A 19,264-nucleotide genomic window follows, 5' to 3' on the forward strand; every position below is an offset into this window, starting at 1 on the left:
TCAGGGCCGGACCGGTCCGGCCAGCGTGTCGAGGATGTCGTCGAGGGCGTCCTGCCAGGGACGCGGAAGGATGCCGTAGGCCTCACGCAGGCTGTCGGTGGACAGGCGCGAGTTCGACGGCCGCCGGGCCGGCGTCGGGTAGGCAGAGGTCGGGATGCCCTCCACGGGTACTTCCCGGCCGCCGCGCTTGGCGCCGCCGGCCACGATCGCCTTCGCGAAGCCGCACCACGTGGTCGATCCATCGTTGACGCAGTGGAACGTGCCCGTCGGCGCGGCGGGGTCTTCGGCCATGCGCAGGGCGACGGTGGCGAGGTCGGTCGCGCTGGTCGGGCAGCCGTACTGGTCATCGACTACGGTGAGCTTATCGCGCTCGGCGGCCAGCCGCAGCATCGTCTTCACGAAGTTGCCCCGGTGCGGGCTGACCACCCAGGCCGTGCGCAGGATCGCGTGGCGGGGATTGCCGGTGCGCACCGCGAACTCGCCCGCCGCCTTGCTGGCGCCGTAGAGGCTCTGCGGATCGACCGGCTCGTCGGGGGCATAGGCGCCCTCCGGCTTGGTGCCCGCGAAGACGTAGTCGGTCGAGACATGGATGAGGGGGATAGCCCTGGCCTTCGTCTCGGCGGCCAGGATCGCGGGGGCGAGCGCGTTAAGGCGCCAGGCCGCGACCGCGTCGGATTCAGCCTTGTCGACCGCCGCGTAATCGCGCTCGGCCAGGGCCGAGGCCACGGCCGCGGGATCGGTGATGTCGAGGGCCTCCCGCGTCGGCGCATGGACCCGCACGCCGTCGGGCCAGGCATGGGCCTGCAACTCGGTGCCGACCTGACCGGCGCCGCCGAGAACGAGGATGTCCATCAGCCGGCGAGCCCGAGGCGCTGGCCCTGATAGCGGCCCTCGCGGATCGGGCGCCACCACGCCTCGTTGGCGAGGTACCACGCCACGGTCTCCTCTAGCGCCGCCTCGAAGGTCTTCTTCGGCGCCCAGCCGGCTCGCGCTCGGCCTTGGTGCAGTCGATCGCGTAGCGCCGGTCATGGCCCGGACGGTCGGCGACGAAGGTGATCAGCCGCTCGTGCGGCCCAGCCTCCGGGCGCAGCCGATCGAAGGCGGCGCACAGGCCGTGGACCACCGCGAGGTTGTTGCGCACGGCGCGCCCGCCGAGCAGGTAGGTCTCGCCGATGCGACCGCGCTCCAGCACGGCGACGAGGCCCTTGGCGTGATCCTCGACATGGATCCAGTCGCGCTCGTTCAGGCCGTCGCCGTAGACCGGCAGGTTCTTGCCCTCCAGGGCGTTGAGGATCATCAGCGGGATCAGCTTCTCGGGAAAGTGACGCGGGCCGTAATTGTTCGAGCAGTTCGTCACCAGCACCGGCAGGCCGTAGGTCTCGTGCCACGCGCGGGCGAGGTGATCGGAGGCGGCCTTCGAAGCGGAGTAGGGCGAGCGCGGGTCGTAGCGGCTCTCCTCGGTGAAGAAGCCGCCCGGCGGCAGCGAGCCGTAGACCTCGTCGGTCGAGACGTGGAGGAAGCGGAAGCCCTCGCGCTCGGGACCGGTCAGGCCCTCGTACACCTCGCGGGCGGCATCGAGCATGGTCTGCGTGCCGATGACGTTGGTGCGCACGAAGGCACCCGGATCGGTGATCGAGCGGTCGACGTGGCTCTCGGCGGCCAGATGCATCACCGCCTGCGGCTTGAACTCGTGAAAGGCGGCGCGCACCGCGTCGCGGTCGCAGATGTCGGCCTCGACGAGGCGGTGGCGCCCGCTGCTCTCGAGCGGCTTCAGGGAGATCGGGTTGGCCGCGTAGGTCAGGGCGTCGAGGGTGAGGACCTCGTGTCCGAGATCCTGCACGAGATGCAGGACGAGGGCGGAGCCGATGAAGCCGCAACCGCCGGTAACGAGGATCCGCATGAAAATCCCTCTCGGACTGAATCCATGCCGGCTCCAACCTACGGCGCAAAGGTTTAACGTCGGCTTGAAAGAATTTTGGAAACAATATGGTAGGCACTAGATATCATAAGATAGCAATTAGTATTGTCGAATGTTCATAACGCGCAATATCCAGATTATGGCAATATACTCGAAAGCAATCTGCATTTCATCGTTATACATATATTCAGCACCGACTTTTAATAGTCATGATGACCCCAGAGTCCCACACAGCCCAATAGATTCATAACATTGGCACACCTAATTCAAAATTTTCCTTGCCGCACGAAGTTTTGACGCCGAGGGATCGCCTATCGTCGGTCCCAATGCGCCACCCTCGCTATTCTCGTTCCACGCATAAATCAGAACAAGCCGAGCTTCGCATCTTTGCGGATACTTATTCACAAAATCCATAGCAGCCTGACATTCAGCAGCGAATTCGTCTGGAGTTGGACTCTCTATATGCGCAGCTTTATCGATTTTCGAATAATCGCGCAGATCATATGATGGCGGAATTTCTCTTCTCGGCCTCGAATCCCAGCCAATCATAACAGTTGGAACAACGCCCGCCTGACCCGCCCTAAGCTCTCGTTCCCAATATGCCCTGACGAAAGAAGCATATTGAGCATAGGACGCATTAGCATTTGGGCCCAAGGTGATCCCATAGGCGGAGATTGCGTCCGCTCCCGTTTTGAATCTCACAGTTTCGGCGAGTGAGGGGGGAGCGCACATGATAATCAAGTAGGGATCAAGGTGCCCAATCTTATTCAACGACTGCCTAAGAAGCTTCAAACGTTCAGCTATATAATCTAGCGATCCTTTCCACCGTCTGTCCATTACATCTTGTCGATAGTATAGGTAAAATACAGGCCTGCCATTCATAACCTTTAAATAATTACTTTTATTCACCAAATAGATAATCCGGTCAAACGCATTCACATGATCGGAAATTTGTCCAATAGTATCTAAAGTAAGCACTAGACAGAACTGTATTTCGTTTGCAATCGAACTATTTAAATGATAAGCAAGTCCCTTCATCATGGAATTATCAAGATCGATAGCACCGTTTGAGCCGTACGTAAGATATGCCCAGTATTTTAATCCGCCTGCTCGCGCCGCCCTGATTTCGTCATCAAAACTTTCTTGACTAGCATCAAAAATGATTCTGTCGTTACCCACAATTCGGCTGTGAACGGGCGCTCTATAATGCCATTTTGCAGGACTAAGTGATCGCTCTTCGTCCGCGCAGGGTTGCCCCTGCGTGTCACAGTATTGAGCGTCCCATCTTATCGCACCAAAATAGCAACTGGCTCGATTCGCACCGTATAACGAAGTGCCGTAGCAAACCGCAATACCCCCTCCCGCCAATGATAAAAAATTTCGCCTCGTCCGCATGAACTTTCTCCGTATTCATGATTACACACGTTGTATTATCTTCGAATTCATCGCGATAGTATACTTTGTATAACCAGCATTAAAGATCATGATAGACAGTCGCCCTATATAAAGCGGCAAAACATATAACGTCTTCGTTTTGCACAACAAAGAAGATGCAAGACCTATAATATCGATCCATCGAATCGACTCGGAAGAACCGTCAGGTGTGAATCACGTAAGTTTTGCGGAATATAGAATACTCCACTGGCCGCTTTAGACCTCAATTCGCTCGATATTTTTCCCATAGGATCCGCGAATAGAAAATCATCATCGTTTGTTCGATTGAGTTTCTTAACATGTAAAAAATGAGCTATTGTGTCTTCGTCCGATTGCCGTTGATAATGCCACGACGAACTGTCTTTCCAACGCATAGTACGGGTCATATCCAACCGACGGAGAGAGTAGCCACAGTCGACCCATCGAAGATGAAAATTATACAACGATCCAAAAGTAGGAAACAAAGACGAATTATGAAATCCCGGAGAATAAGTTACATTATCTCTTGTAATAGATGGCTTGCACATAGGGGATACGAATTGGACATGACGGCGCTGATGAAAAATTGGAACGTGAGGATCAAACGGCCTCTCTTCAGTCAACATATGATGTAAATTTAGACCGATCGCGCCTAGGGCTTGTCCTTGTACTTTATGAATATACTCAGGTATGCTTTTAGCGTAGCTTGGGTCCGGGACTAGAAATTCATCACAATCCGTAAATATCACTGCATCATAGCTGGGACGAATTGCATTTACAATATTGCTTACGAATGTAGCGCGTGCTGTGTCATCGAATTCTCCTCGAGGATACCTGATTTTAGATATACCTCCTAAATTGCTCGTCGAGCCGTCGTCCGAGTCATTATCGATTATATATAAGTTGTTTATTCCTACATGCCTCGCGTAATGATTTATCCATAGAGGCAAAAATAAGCTCTCATTCCACGCCATCGTAACAGCAGCTATCTTAATATTGATTTTCTCGTCTGATTTAATCATTTTAAGACCCTATCGTGCCTTTTGAAGTGCAGTTTCGACTTTCTTTTCCGCGTGCCGCTCAATATCCACGTCATCAGTTGGGATTCGACACATAAATCGTTCCGCTATCTCCGATATAACAATGTTTGGTCTAAATCTCTCTACAACACCGTAATCAATGTTCGTTGACCAGACAAACTTCAATTCACTTACAGTGTCTGCCAATAATCCGGTAAGATAGTGATTCCTATACTCCGAAAATGAGTCACCAAACAAGAGGACCCGTAGCGGCGTAGAAGAAGCTATGTTTCTGAATTCAACGATGGAACCTACATGAAGATCGTTACCGTTAGGAAGCGCTCCGCTTTCGCGTAGAGTAACAAGACGATTTGCCGAAACTCGGGTAGCTGATCTTCCAAAACTGCCAAACCGAAATGTCTCTGTGCGCGGCGGATTAAGTTTCCCCCCAAGATCGCCGCTTAATTCAACACGGCCAAAAGGGTTAGAGATCAAATCCGCCCTGTGAGGTATCGATAGGTACGCACAGAGCATTTGATACGCACTAAAGCAGCCCTCTGGGGTCCAATGAGTATCATTCTTGAAAAAGATGGGATATGAGGATTTCTGCTTGCGAAGATAAGCGCATAGCGGAACAATAATATCTTCCATCGGCGCCAATCCGGCGTTCTCAATAAACTCCACGGGTGATTTTAAACCCTGCCACAGATCTCCAGCTTCTTCTCGATAGATCGTAAGTTTGTCTGGTACAAAGATATGCTTATAAACGACTCCCATATCAGCAAGCTTACGTGCTCGTCCCTCTATCAACGACCGCCAATCTCGCAATAGAGAATCAAAGCTAGCATGTCTCTCCGAAAACAATCCTACAACGTTATTGCTGCCTAGAGCAAGGAATAGATGCCCATCCTTACCTTCGAAAACATCAGGTGTGAGATACGTCATTTCTCGTCTATCGGCTGGTCGCGTCTGAGAAGCTAGCGCTTATAAAATTTGAAGGCAACGCCACCTTTTTCGTCGCTAGAGAAGCTAACGTCAGTGTGCTTGCTTTAGATGATACCTCCGGTCTTAGTCACCGAATTTCATAGATTGAACTCATTCATGCTTGCGCTCTAATGTCTGGCGACTAAACCGATTATAGATATTGATCCGGGCGTATACAGCGGCAAGATCATTCCATACAAACCTTTTAGATGAACTGCGACGAAGGTATAACCCTCGATGCGCCCTGCCTTCAGTTAATTGTCGAATGAACATCAATAGCGCTTTTGCAGCTCATCCGAATGGAATTCGGTAGTTTGATGATTGGCATCACAAATTCAAATCTATCCAGTTGAAATTTGTCCCTCCGAACGCAGCATAACTCAAAAGCTACCACGTGCATGATAATAGCGATTGCGGTGGGCGTTTATTGTGAATAGACGGCAGACCGTTTCGACATGGGCAACTCAAATGTGGTTGGTCGGCAAGCTCGGTTTTGGAAAAATGGCGAAATTATTGTCAAGCCGATGAGTGGAACCCAGCATATTGCTCGATTGATTGTTTATGTGACCCTGCTCCTGCGGCGCGCCATCAGCAATGACCGGCAGACCGCGGCAGAGCGGACCCGGTCCAGCAGCATCATGTGAAGCTTGGCGAGCTGGCACCGCAAGACTGATCGCACTTCCGGCAGCGGTAGGACTAGGTAGGGGACTCATTTAGGTCCATGCGATGACACAGGAAACGAGCGCGACAGCTGCGAGATAGTTACAGGCTAACCGATGTAGCGGGTTGCGACGCGCCGCCAGTTTTTGAGGTGACCAAACAGCCGCTCGATCCGATTGCGCCGCCGGTAGGCGATCCGGCTGTGCTTATAGGGTACCGTCCGGGTGGCCGTAGACGGGATAGTGGCAATTACCCGATGGCTTTTCAGCCAATCCCTCAAGCTCTGTGCGTCGTAGGCCTTGTCGGCGATCAGTCGCTTGGGCGGCACCACAGCGCACTGCAGAGGCAGCGCCATGGTGATGTCGGCCACGTTGCCGGGCGTCAGGGCGAACGCAACCGGTCGGCCACGATCATCGGCCAAGCAATGGATTTTACTCGTAAACCCGCCCCGCGAGCGGCCGATGGCCTGGCTCCAGGCCCCCCTTTTCCGCCAGCAGCCGAGCGGTGGGCCTTCACGTGGGACACGTCGAGCATCAACTCATCTGGCACGGGTCCTGTGGCCGCGATCTTGGCGAACAGCCGCTGCCAGGTCCCGCGCTGAGACCACCTGTTATAGCGGTTGTAGATCGTCGTGTGCGGACCGTAAGCGGAGGGAGTGTCCTGCCAGCGGCAGCCGACCTTCAGCACATGCAGGATGCCGCTGATCACTCGCCTGTCGTCGACCCGAGGCTTGCCCGGTTGGCCGTGAGGGAAGTGCGGCTCGATCCGCCCCCAGGCTTCATCGGAGAGCCAGAACAACCGTGCCATCGCGATCCTCCTGCGTTAGAAACTCCAATCTCAGGAAAAAACGCGAGCTAAGACAATTGGTTGTATGAGTGCCCTACCTAGGTCCGGACTCATAACTAGTAGCTGATGGCGGCGGCGAGGCAGACGGCGGCGAGATAGTTGGTCGCCAGACGGTCGTAGCGGGTGGCGATGCGGCGGAAGTCCTTGAGGCGGCCGAACATGCGCTCGATGGCGTTGCGCCCTCGATAGAGCGCGGGGGAGAAGCACGGCTTCCAGCGGCGGTTGATTTTGGGTGGAATGTTGGGTGCGGCCCCGGCCGCCTCGATCTGCCGCCGAATGGCGTCACTGTCGTAGCCCTTGTCCGCCAGCACGATGCGGCAGGCGGGCAGGCGTTCGACCAGCAGCGCGCCGGTCTTGCAGTCGGGGGCCTGCCCGCCGGTCAGCAGGAAGGCGAGCGGGCGGCAGAAGCGGTCGGTGAGGGCGTGGATCTTGGTCATGCGCCCGCCCCGCGAGCGACCGATGGCTCGGCTTTGCTCCCCCCTTGCCCCCTGCGGCACAGCGGTGAGCCTTCACGGCGGTGGAAGCGATCAGCACCTGGGAGGGCGGCCCACCGGCTTGAGCGGGGGTCTCGAACAGCCCAACCCAGATCCCCTTGGCCGCCCTGCGCACGAAGCGATTGTAGAGGGTCTTCTTCGGCCCGTAGATCTCGCGCGGCGCGTCCGTTCAGCGCCCTCCAGATTTGAGCACGTGGACGATGCCGCTGATCACGCGCCGGTCGTCCAAGCGCTCCTTGCCCCGCGTGTCGGTCGGCAGAGGCGGTGCGATCCTCGCGAACTGCTCGCCCGTCAGCCAGAAATGATCCATCGGCCCCTCCCGTAGGAGCCGTGAATCACACTCCAGCCGTCCGGGCCACCGTTATGGGTCCGGACGCTAACCTCGTCCCATGCCCAAACTCATTCGATCCCTGCTGAACCTCTCAATCAGCCCGTACGTTCGAAAGCCAGCAAGTCAGATAACGGGGGCGACAAGCGAGAGGCGGATCATCGTAAACCTGGTGTATACTCATAATTGAAGAAAGGGCCCGGCGTCGACTCATGTACCCTGCTCACCTAACGCCACCCATGCCGAATATTCTAACTAATATCTGGCAAAGGTGATTTTCTACCGACTAGAATTTGGTTCACTTCATCTCGTATACCTAGATCCATATTCTCGAATGTCTGCATGACGAAATACATGCCGGACGCGGCAGAAAGCTGGGCGGCGATATCTAGGCCCCAATCTATCGTTACGAGGGATCCGTCGCCACTCACTGGATTGCCGTGATATATGGGCTCAAGAATATGTTCCACTCGCCCCCCAGTAATCCTAGCTCTTCGACGAGATGGCTGAAATGCCCGGATTACAGGGACAGACATGATGGTCAGACCTCCCGGCTTGAGGGTTCGCGCAATCTCAGCGATAGCCGAGGCTGGATTAAATATGTGTTCGAACACATCTTGGGTCACAACGAGATCAAAAACCTCGTCGTCGAATGTTTGCTTCTCGAAATCTTGAACTGAATATTTACCGCAGGGCAGGCGCGTTTCCGTAACTATAGATCCGAGTTCCCTTCCCGTATCGTATTGCGATGCAGTGTAGTTTTTGCACTCTGCAGCCAGTCTTCGGCTAACGATGTCATACCCGGGCGAACCCTCATGAACAGCTTTTTCACGCCACCCAGGACAGGCGCGGGAAATGGCAAGCCACAGCGCCCGGTTGCGAGAAGCCGATGCACATTCCATGCAAGTCAATGAACGCCAAGCAGACGGTCTGCGCATCTCGAAGGTCGTGTCCTTTTCGCAGATCGAGCAGTGACCTCGGATTACGGTATGCATAATTTTCTCCGGTTGCGCAGTTGCAGAATAGCCGGAGGTGGATGCTCCGCAAATCAATTTTCAGGCGCGCTGCCGTAGAAGCAAAAAGTGAGCTACAGAGAGACAAAGCTCTCAGCTTGCATTTCCGCCTGCCAGATATATGCAGCGGCCGCCGACCTTGGGCTAGCGATGACGTTGTTGCGAGTTGCTTTATTTGGGATACCGCTGCCCGCTAGCGTAATGACGCACCTCTCAATACGCGCAATGGCCAACATTACGAGCGCCGACATGATCATGGATAACGAAAACTTAAGTATAGCCTGTTCATTTAATCTAGACCAAGGCATGGCCGTTGAGCAGCCCCACACGCGCTCTAGGTGGCTGCCCCATACTGGCCGGCCGTCCTTCGTCGCAACGTAGGACGTTGTCTGAACGGATTTGCCCTGACGCGTCACGAATGATGGAACAGGCCGTAGAGCACATCGATCACGTCGATCGCCTTTAGCGTGTCGGCAACACGGATGGCCAAGCGTTCGTGCATGAGCTTGTCGGCGACGTTAAGCAACCGGAACTTGTGGCCCTCATGCGTGCGGGCCTCGACTTAGTTATACTACCAGACGTGGTTGGGGTACTCGGGGCGAGGACGCAGGCAGGAACCGTCGTTATCCCACGTCCGCCCCCGCTTGGGTGTCCTGACCGAACCCTTCAGGCCGTTACGCCGGCAGATCCGCTCGACGCGCTTGTCATTGACGAGCCACCCGGCCGCCTTCCACAATGCGCTGATCTTGGGGTAGCCATAGCGTACATACCTGCTCGGCCGACGCCACGAGACCGGCCGTCGGCGCTTCTTCGTCATCATGGCATCGCGGGACCTTGCGCCGTATCGAGCGATGCTGACCGAGCGGCTCACAGGCGCGCCGGCGTGCGGGGCTTGAAAGTTTTTCCATGATCAGGGCCGGATGAAAGCACTGTTCCGATGGCACTACTTTCAGACGTCGAGCACGGTGTCTGCTAATGCGTCGACCGCTGCAAACACCGTCGCGGTGCTGTGACGGGTAGAATCGTGGGTCCGGGCCGGAGGATAGACGGGAGCGAGCAAGCGGTCAGGCCGAGACAACCAAGGGCCTGGATTTGGTTTCCCATGTCGATGGGTAGCATAAGGTGCACGATCTGCAGGGAGTCGATCGCTCACCGTGACAGAACGCAATTCGGCGTTCCACTGCGTTGCAGCCTCAGGGTGCGGTTACTCCAGTCAACAGCTCTTCGTCCGAGAACATGGGCCTGCGTTGTGTTTGTCGTCAACGTCGATCCGAAAAAGCTCTTAGCCATAGCGAAGACAGGATTGATCGGCCCCCACGAAGTGGTCCAAGAGCAAAGTTAGTGCGCGGTGGGTCTGGAGTTGACCCCGTTTGTGGTCCGCGGCCTATGCAAGTTCTCGCGCTGTGAGAGCTTGGTCGGCGAAGGCTCGGGGCGTCAAGCCGCCCAGGGCCGTATGAGGTCGGTCATCGTTGTAGTAACACCTCCATTCTTCGATGCGCGCGCGGGCATCGGCTAGGGACAGGAACCACAAGGCGTTCAAGCATTCCGCCCGCAGGCGGCCGTTGAAGGCTTCAATGTAGGCGTTGTCGGTCGGCTTGCCCGGTCGAGAGAAGTCGATCTCGACTGCGTTCAGGTAGGCCCACTGATCGAGCATGCGTCCGGCGAACTCCGGCCCATTATCCACCCGGAGGCTCCTCGGACGACCACGAAGCCTGACCAGGGCGTCCAGCGCTTCGACGACCTGGAAAGCGCGGAAGTTGGCTCTCTGCGTCAGTGAGAGCGCCTCTCGTGTATGGCAGTCGACCACCGTCAGGATCCGGAACGGGCGTCCGTCGAACAGGCCGTCAGACATGAGTTCATCGCCCAGACCTCGTTGGGACCGCCGATCGCCGGTCGCCCCTGGCGGTAGCGCCAAGCCCGCTTACGCTTGGGCAGCTTGGACCGGATCGACAGCCCTTCGTCGCGGTAGAGGCGGTAGGTACGCTTGTGATTCACGACCCAGCCCTCCCGCCGTAACAGGATGTGCAGCCGCCGGTAGCCGTAGCGCACCCGCGCCGACGCCAACTCCTTCAGCAGCATGCGCAGCGCCACCTGCGGATCCGACCGCTTCCTGTAGCGCTGGGACGAGCGACCGAAGCCGGTCGCCTGACAGGCCCGACGTTCGCTGATGTCGTAGGCCATCCGCAGGTGGCCGGCGACCTCACGACGAATGGCGGGCCTCACCACTTTCGTTTGAGCACGTCCTGCAACATCGAGCGGTCCAGCGTCAGGTCGGCGACCAGCCGCTTAAGCTTGCTGTTCTCGTCTTCCAGCTGCTTCAGCCGCCGGATCTCCGGCACGCCCATGCCGACGAACTGCTTCTTCCAGCGGTAGAACGTAGGCTCGAACACGCTCATCTTCCGGCAGACCTCGTCCACCGTCGCGCCGTTCTTCGCTTGCCGTAGGGCGAAGGCGATCTGTTCACTCGTCAAGCGTCTGCGAGGCCTGGCATCCACCCTCCAGGGTTCAGGATGCCCGAATAACTTGCGCTCGGCCTGGACCAGTTTGCTGGGTCAGGGTCAGTCCTCACCGTCCTCAACCCAAGATGTCGATCCAGGCAGAAGACCCGAGCATTATCTACAGGTCTGTGGTTCTCACGCCCTCACGACTCTGCTGAGAGGGGTTCTCCTGCCTGGCACCGGGCCCCTCCAGGAAGGGCCGGTAGTCGTCCCCGACCTTGATGCTGGCCTCCACCATGCGCGCCACCTTGGCGGTGATTACGGTCAGCGCCTTGCGCTACAAGTCCGCATCGTGCCCGTCGCCGGCGATGTATCGCTCGAACTTGTCGCGGAAGCGTTCTCCCGCAGCCGGATGAGCACCTGCCCAGCCAGCCCGAACGTAGGCCGGAGCCGTGCGTTGCCATACGAGAAACAGATCGTGATCGAGAAACCGAAGGCGACACTACAACTCCAACCGCCAACACGCGTCGCTCGGATACCGACTACCAGTCCCGGAGCTGTTCGTGCCAGCCTTTACCGCTTGGCCAGCTGCACTCACCCAACCTGCTCTGCGGACCACGCCATCCGTAGTGGAGCGGCTAACAGCATGCTAGATTTTTTCCCTCAGACCCCCTCGCTTTGGCCGATCGCGAACAATGATGCCTACTCGACAAATGATTGATGCCGCGGCTCTAGGCCGTTTGCTGATAAGAAATTCATAAATAGAGGGAATAGCTGAGCGTAGCGATCGGAAACGTCACCTACGCGCCCAACCTCCCACAAATATTCAAATTCCTCGGCCCTCGAATCTAAAAGCTTTACATGAGACATTTCAAAGAATTCGCACATCTCCGATGTCCGAGAATCATGGCAGATAACACAATATGGTGTGCCAGCCTGTAACGCAACCATAGCTCCGTGAAACCGGTGCCCAAGAACAAAGTCAACCCGTCTGACCGCATCAATCCAAGAGCCAACATCCCAGAAGATCTTGAGGTGATTTTTAGCATACAATGTCAACTCCTCAGAGGAGCCAACACTTGAGTAAAATTGAACGAAACGCTCAATGACTGCTGCATCAGCGTCCCCCGAAGACATCGCAATCGCAATTTCATCGCTCTCGCTTTGGGCAACAAAATCGGCACCATATTTAACTCCAATAGACATAATATGCTGAACTGACGAAGCCATACGTGACGGATCAAAAGAATGACGTATGACGTCTCGCGACGAATTGATCGAAATGCGGGACGGAAAACTAGGATGGTCAGCGCGCTTAGTAGGACCTGCCGGACCAAGCATATAGTAAGACGGGCACCCCGTTACCTGCACATTCTTAATTCCAAGACGATCTAAAACTCCCGCTGTGAATTGCCCTCTGACACCGATTAACTTACTACGCTCTGACACGATATCCATAAGGCGACGAGTTCCAGGCTGTAGTTCCAAGTCTAATCCATAATCATTTGACTGGGCGCCAACCCCAATCATGGCACAAGGGAGTTTTGTTTTTTCCAAAAAATCAGCCATTCCTCCGAAATCGAAAGATTTGTGCAAAAAATTTGCCGCCGCTATCAACACAAAATCGTAGTTTTCGCGAACGAAATCTGGTCCGACCGAGTAGTCCCACGAGAGATTGGAGTATTTTAATGATTGAAGTAAGCCATACGCGATAACTTGATTTCCGGAATTGCCCCCAGTCCGTGCCAACTTTGTGGCACCGGACTGTCCGGGTTCTTCTTTGAAGCTGGGCGTAGCACCAAGCAAAAAAATTCGCATCCCAAACCCCTAAAGCTGCAACCGACTGAAAGGTGAAAAATCACCTCATCACAGAGTGACGAACACCCGAAATTTGACGCCCCACCTAACACATAATAACGACTGAGCACCGCGGACATTAATGCACAAGTTGAGCGCGAACCTTCCGGACGTAATCTTGCTGACGACTTTTGAACTGCCCACCAACAGCCACAGAATTTATAAAATGATGCATAGTCTCAATTTCATCAACATGTTTTGCGGGGTCAATTCGCCCCGTCACGCTCCCTGAATGGCGCCGATGAACATTCAAGGTCGTACTGTCATAAAAAATAGTGCCCTCGATCAAACAAGCAAGAACATAGATCTTCCAATCGCCCGCAAGAGTAAGATCCTGAACTTCTGCGTCGGAGAGCCGGCCAAAAACATCCTGCAAAACTGAGCGCTTCCAAACGACCGAACTCACATTAAGTAGATAATTCTGAACGGCGAGAAACTCCGAGAGAAAATCACGACTATCGATTGCTTGTGTTGTTGAGAGTGCCTCAGGATAGGCGGTTGAATAGTATCCTTTGTAGCTTTCATAAACGAGATCGCCCTGTGCATCGATAGCTCTCGAATCGGAAAAGCCAAACAACGCGTCGACTTGAGTTATGCCTTTAATAAGCCGATCGAGGAACATAGGATCAGAGAGATCGTCAGCCTCGGCTATCCAAACAAAATCCCCCTTCGCGAGATCCACCCCTCGCTTCCACTGACTAAAGACATTGCCCGAGTTAGCCTCATTCTCGACCAGGATAAAATCCCTATTAAGGGACTTGGAGCAACTTTCTATGATTGCAACAGAGGCATCATTTGATGCGTCATCTAAAACAATAACCTCGAACAAAGGGTAAGTTTGGGAAAAGATCGATGCAAGTCTCTGTTCGATGTATTGTCCATAGTTATAATTCGGCACAATGACAGATACCCGACAATACCCCCCAATTAACTTAAGCAGATCGGCGCAGTAATCCCCAAAATCGAAATTCCGATGTATGAAGTCGGCCCGAAAAGAACGACCGGACTCTTTGTGATCCGATCCCGGATCTTCCAGCAAAGTAACCACGGCGTCAAAAGCCGCAGCTACGTCGCCAAGCGGTACAACGCGTCCAAGATTTGGATTAGCTAATAATTCACTTGCACCACCCGCTTCTTCAAACCCGACGACGGGTAGCCCAAAGCTTAGCGCCTCCAGGACAACCGATGGAAAAGGGTCCTCGCGGGATGTTAGGAGGAAAATATCTGACTCACTTAAAACTGCGCCGACATCGTTTGTAAACTCAAGAAAATGCATATTGGGACTGTCGGAAGCAAGCCAAGCCTTAACATCTGCATCCCTCCCTCCAAGCCAAACGAAATGCAGATCGTCTCGCTGCGTCCAGCTAAAACGAGCTACTTGTATAAATAAGTCGACGCCCTTTCTAAGATCAGCATATCCAACGTTTATGACAATCTTCGATGACTTGGGAATACCAAGCTTTTCTCGTAGCTTTGCGGGTGTATCAAATACAAGATTCTTATACATTCCCTGAGGGCGAACAACGGATCTCTTCGTCGGTTCATCAAAAACTTTTGTCAAAGCTCGTTTAACAAAATTATTGGGGAACACGACAATATCACTAAGCCCAAAAATCTTCTTGATATGCTCAGCCCCAAAACCATTATTGATGATTCTTGGCAGCTCGTGAACAAGAGACAAGCATCTAATTCTCGAAGCAATTAATGTTTCCAGGATATTACCCGAAAAGATGCTGTTTGTTATAGCTAATTTATAGCCGCTGTTAGCCAATTTTTGAACATGTTCGTTTAGCTCATCCCAGAAGTTGTGTTTGACGTCGACAACATAAGTATTCGAGATTGCGAGGTAATCTTTAACCATCGCCCCCCACCCATAAGGATGAAAGATACCTCGGCGCCAAAACGGAATTTCAAGGTTGACCCGATACTCAGAAGTAATTGCTGCGCGCCTGCGGGAAATGCATCATGCCCAACCAAGATAATCTTCAGCTTATCAGGCGAGACATAATTCCCTATCGATCGAGACAAGGCATTCCCAAATGCGTACCCAAAGTAGGTATCAGGCTCAAGATAAGCGCCCTCGCACCATTCATTCCAAGCATTGATAAAAAGGAGCTTTTCATTGAAGACAGGATGATCGGCGATTGAAGGGAGAAGCTTGGATATCCACGATTCGAACTTACCTGGGAGAGCTCCATGAAAAACCATTCCAGCTCCCTGCTTCCTAGCATCGTTATCCCACCCTGGAACGACGGTCTTTATCAATGGGAATTCGGAAGGAAAATCTATAAGCGATTTCTCGATTAGTTCATCATAGGACCGAATATCGCCGGAGAAGGACTCATCGAGAAGCTGAACTTGATGATTTATTCGTGACAAAGTTGAACCAAACTTATGGGGTGGAAACTCGATTGCGGCGTCAAATCCTTTAGCGAGAGGGTCGATATTTCCAAATGTCTGAGCCATTACGAGTATCGGTTTCAGATTATGTTCGCGATGAAATAATTGCCGCCACCTATCAACGGTTGCTTTGCAATCTGGAATAATATCGGCACGATAAATGAGCAAGACAGGCCTACCATCTATAGTAAAGTACGCTGGATCTCGGAGATATTGCGCAAAGTCTGCAACTAAGGAACGTTCATCGTCCCTCTTGTAAGTCTGCGCGATAAGAACGTCTTGTTCTTGACCATCCCAGCGACGTGTCCAATTCTCATTGGCCCACATAAGGCAGAACGAAAAGCGCTCTTCGTTGTTCCGCACAAACAAATCAAGTGGCTTTTCAAGCAATCTCTTGCCATCAAAATTGTAGTAATAAAAACAGAAACCATGGAGACCCATTTTTATTGCCAATTTTACTTGATTTTGAATAACATCTTTATCAAGTAGGTTATAAAAACCCAAATCACGCGGTACTTTTGGCTGGATATGGCCATGGAAACGAGGCGAACCTCGCACCAGATTGTGCCATTCTGTGAATCCAGTCCCCCACCATTCATCATTTTCAAAGATTGGATGGAACTGCGGAAGATAAAACGCAAACGCTTTCGCGGCTTTCAAGCCGGGATTTACCTGTAGCTTCGCCTCAAAATGCTCGCCAGGCGCTACAGTCTTCTTACGCTCGGACGAAACACTTACAGTTATACCTGACGCCTTTGGTTGCCATCCGGCTCGGCGCCGTATTTTAAGTATGATATAAATGGATTAATGGAACGGTTATTGTTTAGATACCGCTGCCAAATGAACTCCGCATCGAATTCAAATGAACCTTTTCTACCTTCGAAAATCCCCCAAGTAACGAAATGCTCAAAACCATCAATATTGGCAGATGCTACGTCAGGGTTTAGCTCATAATAAAGTTTCAGATTGAATAATGGGTGTGGAGATAATACTAATCGCTGTCTATTAAGCAAATAATAGCTCAGACAGGTATCTTGGTAGTCCGCCGGAACAGAAATATTTCTAAACCATTCGACGTCGAAGTATATAGATGGATTAAGATTGCGACTTTCTCCATATGACAAGTAATGATTGAGAGCTCTTTGATCTCCACTCAAGGAATGGGTTTGGAGATACCACTTTGGATCGAAAATAAAGCAAGGCTTGTTTCCATTCACCTCGCCGATTTCGGCATAATGCTTGACTGCGGCCTGTGCGTCAGGAAAACTTCCGTATGACTTCAGATAAAATTCAACATCAAAGCCCATACGAAACAAATCGAGAGATTTCACCGACAAGTCTCGAACTTGATCGTCAGCCATACAAACACCCTCTATGAGTAATCCGCATTCTTTTGAACGTTTAGAACGACCGCCCCGCCGAGGCAACCGTTCTCGCAGACCAATGTGCCAATTGAACTTCGACCCACCCGTGGAGCGTGGACCTTAGAACGGCTTACAAAACCATCGTCCGATGAAATGCCAGACGATGAGGGCGGTGGCCAGGGTTGGGAGGGCGAGATGGATGTCAGTCCTTCCCTCGTAGCGGATGGCGAGGCGAGGGAACTTGGCGAACGATGCCCGAGTCCGCTCGACGTCCTACCACGCGGCCGCGGTCCGACCGATCCAGTGCGTGATCTCGACCGGCAGCTCCGAGTAGGTCAGGGCCAGCGCCTTGGCCACCGTCTCGGTCGAATAGGGCGGCGTGCCGGGCCGACGCATCTTGGCACGCAGCATATCTTCGGGACACGCCTCGGCGTAATGCCGCTGCCAGCTCCACACGGCCGGGCGACTGACGCCCGCCCGCCGGGCCACGCCCTGGACGCTCAGGCGATGGGGCGAAAGCAGAACGATTCGGGCCCGCTGGGTATGCTTGAACGAACGAGAGCGGTCGCTGGCGGTCATAGCCAATCGTTCCGCGTCGGTCGGATAAAGGAGCACGCAGACCGATCGAGCCATAACCAAGAATTGCGCCCCTCACCGTATGCGTGGATTCTCCGACCGCTTCAAAGCACCAGAGCTGGTCCCACCGGTGTAGTGACGGCAAAGTCAACCTCGTATTCGGGGGCGGTGATGCAGTTGCGACGTTCGTCTACGGTGCAGCGAGTGAAGGCCTCGTGGCTAGCGGCCCTATAGCCGTACCCTGGCGGGTTGAACCGGTTGGAGTTAGGCAATCTGGCTGGCGTGTGACTCACTGGATGGGCTTGTATGGAGGATCGCCATGCCTTCAGCCCTATCGGTCGATCTGCGCGAGCGTGTGGTCGCCGCGAGCGAAGCGGGCGCCTCGCGGTGTCAGGCGGCCAAACGCTTCGGTATTGAGGCGGCCATCGCAGTCCGTTGCCATGAGCGCTTCCGACAGGAAGGGCAGGTCGCGCCCACGCCCATGGGCGGCGACCGCAACTCGCAGCGTCTAGAAGCGCAGGCCGCCCTGATCCTTCGGCTCAACGAAGAACACCCGCTCTCCTTCCTGCGGGAACTGCGCGACAGGCTCTCGGGACACGGCGTCCGGGCCAGCACGAGCAGTCTGTCACGCTTCTTCGCCAGGCATGGGATCACCCGTAAACGTATGGCCCGCCCCGTCCGCAAGTGGCTTGGATCCGCTGGTCTGTGAAGTCTGCATAAACGTATCCGGCCTTCCGACAGCGCCGTTGGCCAAGATGGAGATCCGCGCGTCCTGCGCCTCATAAAGGGGTCGGCGTCGAGCACCATATTTACGGAGAGGCTTCCAGAACACCGGTGGACCGTCAGGCCATCTTCCTCTCACCGCCCGCAGACATCGGAAGGCCGGCGCGTCCGCGTTGGCCGAACTCGGATTAGGCGGCCACGGCTGCCGGCTCGTAGACCCGCCCGTGGCGCAGCAGCGCCCAGACGATGCGCGCCATTTTGGCCGCCAGGGCGACCACCGCCGTGTTGACGTGCGACCGCGCCAGCAGCCCGCGCAGCCACTGCCCGAGCTAGGTGTCGCTCTGGCGCAGCGAGGGCAGCGCGGCGCGGGCACCCTGGACCAGCGTCTAGCGCAGGTACTTGCTGCCGCGCTTGGTGATGCCGACGAGCCGAGGCTTCCCGCCGGTCGTCACCTGCCGCGGGACGAGACCAAGCCAGGCCGCTAGATCGCGTCCGCGGGCGAAGCTGGCCACATCGCCGATAGCTGCCACCAGCGCGGTTGCGTTAAGTGCGCCGATGCCCGGGATCGTGGTCAGCCGACGAGCGTCCTCGTTGATGCGGGCCTGCTCGGCCAACTCGGCGTCGAGCGCGGCGATGCGTCGGTCGAGATCCTGACAGCGTTCGCGCATTTCGGCCACGAGGGTGCGTATGCGTGGCGTAAGCGAAGCGCCCGCGTCCGTGTCAAGCAACGCGGCCAAGCAAGCGGTGAGCTTGGCGCGCCCCTGCGCTATGACGTGGCCACGTTCCAGCAGGACGGAACGGATCTGGTTTGTCAGCGCCGTGCGCTCGCCTACGAGCTGGTCGCGCACCCGGTGCAGGGTCTGCACGTCGAGCTGCGCCTCGGACTTGAGAGCCACGAACCGCATCGTCGGGCGTGTGGATGCCTCGGCGATGGCCTCGGCGTCGCGGTTGTCGTTCTTCTGCGCCTTGACGTAGAGGCGCACGTACTCCGGCGACATCAGCCGGACGGTGTGGCCCTGCTCGTCTAGGATGCGGCCCATGTGATGAGCGCCGCAACAGGCCTCCATCGCAACGACACACCCCGGCAGCTTCGCACCAAAGGCGATGACCGCCTCACGCCCCATGCGTCAGCGCAGCACGACCCGCCCCGCCGCGTCCAGCCCGACGAGGCTGCAGCGTTATTGCCCAGGTCGATCCCGAGAACCGGGATCGTCATCGTCCCGCTCCCTTC

11 protein-coding genes and 9 pseudogenes are annotated in these 19,264 nt (G+C 55.0%); 3 read left to right on the forward strand and 17 right to left on the reverse strand.

All coding sequences use genetic code 11. The features are described 5' to 3' along the window. The 5 genes and pseudogenes from rfbD to ACFQE0_RS18775 form a co-directional block, all read right to left on the reverse strand. A complete protein-coding gene (gene rfbD / locus ACFQE0_RS18755; protein ID WP_378972379.1) occupies positions 1-852 on the reverse strand; it encodes a dTDP-4-dehydrorhamnose reductase in 852 nt (283 codons plus the stop codon). After that, positions 852-1,900: pseudogene (gene rfbB, locus ACFQE0_RS18760) on the reverse strand (dTDP-glucose 4,6-dehydratase). Before rfbB ends, rfbD begins: the two are co-directional and overlap by 1 nt. A 279-nt stretch (positions 1,901-2,179) precedes the next feature. After that, positions 2,180-3,097 (reverse strand): glycoside hydrolase family 99-like domain-containing protein, encoded by a 918-nt coding sequence (locus tag ACFQE0_RS18765; RefSeq protein ID WP_378972381.1) that lies wholly within the window; start codon positions 3,095-3,097, stop codon positions 2,180-2,182. 380 nt (positions 3,098-3,477) lie between these two features. Continuing rightward, positions 3,478-4,353 (reverse strand): glycosyltransferase family 2 protein, encoded by an 876-nt coding sequence (locus tag ACFQE0_RS18770; protein WP_378972384.1) that lies wholly within the window; start codon positions 4,351-4,353, stop codon positions 3,478-3,480. A 9-nt stretch (positions 4,354-4,362) separates the two neighbouring features. Beyond that, a complete protein-coding gene (locus tag ACFQE0_RS18775; RefSeq protein WP_378972386.1) occupies positions 4,363-5,295 on the reverse strand; it encodes an alginate O-acetyltransferase AlgX-related protein in 933 nt (310 codons plus the stop codon). A 494-nt stretch (positions 5,296-5,789) separates the two neighbouring features. Between ACFQE0_RS18775 and ACFQE0_RS18780 the strand changes: the two genes are divergently transcribed. After that, the gene (locus ACFQE0_RS18780) at positions 5,790-5,978 is read left to right on the forward strand and encodes a hypothetical protein (protein ID WP_378972388.1); all 189 of its coding nucleotides are present in this window, start codon (positions 5,790-5,792) and stop codon (positions 5,976-5,978) included. Positions 5,979-6,047: 69 nt separating this feature from the next. Here ACFQE0_RS18780 and ACFQE0_RS18785 read toward each other — a convergent pair. The 6 genes and pseudogenes from ACFQE0_RS18785 to ACFQE0_RS18810 form a co-directional block, all read right to left on the reverse strand. Further along, positions 6,048-6,801: pseudogene (locus ACFQE0_RS18785) on the reverse strand (IS5 family transposase). A gap of 95 nt (positions 6,802-6,896) precedes the next feature. Then, positions 6,897-7,644: pseudogene (locus tag ACFQE0_RS18790) on the reverse strand (IS5 family transposase). A 269-nt stretch (positions 7,645-7,913) separates the two neighbouring features. Then, positions 7,914-8,657, reverse strand: coding sequence for a class I SAM-dependent methyltransferase (locus tag ACFQE0_RS18795; RefSeq protein WP_378972391.1), 744 nt, complete (start codon positions 8,655-8,657; stop codon positions 7,914-7,916). A gap of 402 nt (positions 8,658-9,059) precedes the next feature. Further along, a pseudogene (locus ACFQE0_RS18800) lies at positions 9,060-9,577 on the reverse strand (IS3 family transposase); the annotation flags it as partial. A 482-nt stretch (positions 9,578-10,059) separates the two neighbouring features. Continuing rightward, positions 10,060-11,170 (reverse strand): annotated as a pseudogene (locus ACFQE0_RS18805) (IS3 family transposase). A gap of 138 nt (positions 11,171-11,308) precedes the next feature. Continuing rightward, a pseudogene (locus tag ACFQE0_RS18810) lies at positions 11,309-11,578 on the reverse strand (IS110 family transposase); the annotation flags it as partial. 1 nt (position 11,579) lies between these two features. Here ACFQE0_RS18810 and ACFQE0_RS18815 point away from each other — a divergent pair. Then, a pseudogene (locus tag ACFQE0_RS18815) lies at positions 11,580-11,766 on the forward strand (integrase core domain-containing protein); the annotation flags it as partial. Between the two features lie 49 nt (positions 11,767-11,815). Here the strand turns inward: ACFQE0_RS18815 and ACFQE0_RS18820 are convergent. From ACFQE0_RS18820 to ACFQE0_RS18840, 5 genes are all read right to left on the reverse strand, one after another. Further along, complete coding sequence (locus ACFQE0_RS18820; RefSeq protein WP_378972393.1) at positions 11,816-12,931, reverse strand: polysaccharide pyruvyl transferase family protein; 1,116 nt, start codon at positions 12,929-12,931, stop codon at positions 11,816-11,818. Positions 12,932-13,049: 118 nt separating this feature from the next. Then, the gene (locus ACFQE0_RS18825; protein WP_378972395.1) at positions 13,050-14,831 is read right to left on the reverse strand and encodes a glycosyltransferase; all 1,782 of its coding nucleotides are present in this window, start codon (positions 14,829-14,831) and stop codon (positions 13,050-13,052) included. Next, positions 14,759-16,030 (reverse strand): glycosyltransferase WbsX family protein, encoded by a 1,272-nt coding sequence (locus ACFQE0_RS18830; RefSeq protein ID WP_378972398.1) that lies wholly within the window; start codon positions 16,028-16,030, stop codon positions 14,759-14,761. Before ACFQE0_RS18830 ends, ACFQE0_RS18825 begins: the two co-directional genes overlap by 73 nt. 80 nt (positions 16,031-16,110) lie before the next feature. Further along, positions 16,111-16,731: a hypothetical protein gene (locus tag ACFQE0_RS18835; RefSeq protein WP_378972400.1), complete on the reverse strand. Its 621-nt coding sequence runs from the start codon at positions 16,729-16,731 to the stop codon at positions 16,111-16,113. A 276-nt stretch (positions 16,732-17,007) separates the two neighbouring features. After that, on the reverse strand, positions 17,008-17,313 hold the full coding sequence (locus ACFQE0_RS18840; protein WP_378972402.1) for a helix-turn-helix domain-containing protein: 306 nt from the start codon (positions 17,311-17,313) through the stop codon (positions 17,008-17,010). Between the two features lie 316 nt (positions 17,314-17,629). Here ACFQE0_RS18840 and ACFQE0_RS18845 point away from each other — a divergent pair. Continuing rightward, positions 17,630-17,980, forward strand: a pseudogene (locus ACFQE0_RS18845) (transposase); the annotation flags it as partial. Between the two features lie 241 nt (positions 17,981-18,221). Here ACFQE0_RS18845 and ACFQE0_RS18850 read toward each other — a convergent pair. Next, a pseudogene (locus tag ACFQE0_RS18850) lies at positions 18,222-19,249 on the reverse strand (IS110 family RNA-guided transposase). Positions 19,250-19,264: the final 15 nt, after the last annotated feature.

Origin of the sequence: Methylobacterium komagatae, assembly GCF_042661665.1 — a bacterium.
In the GTDB taxonomy this organism is placed as follows: domain Bacteria; phylum Pseudomonadota; class Alphaproteobacteria; order Rhizobiales; family Beijerinckiaceae; genus Methylobacterium; species Methylobacterium komagatae.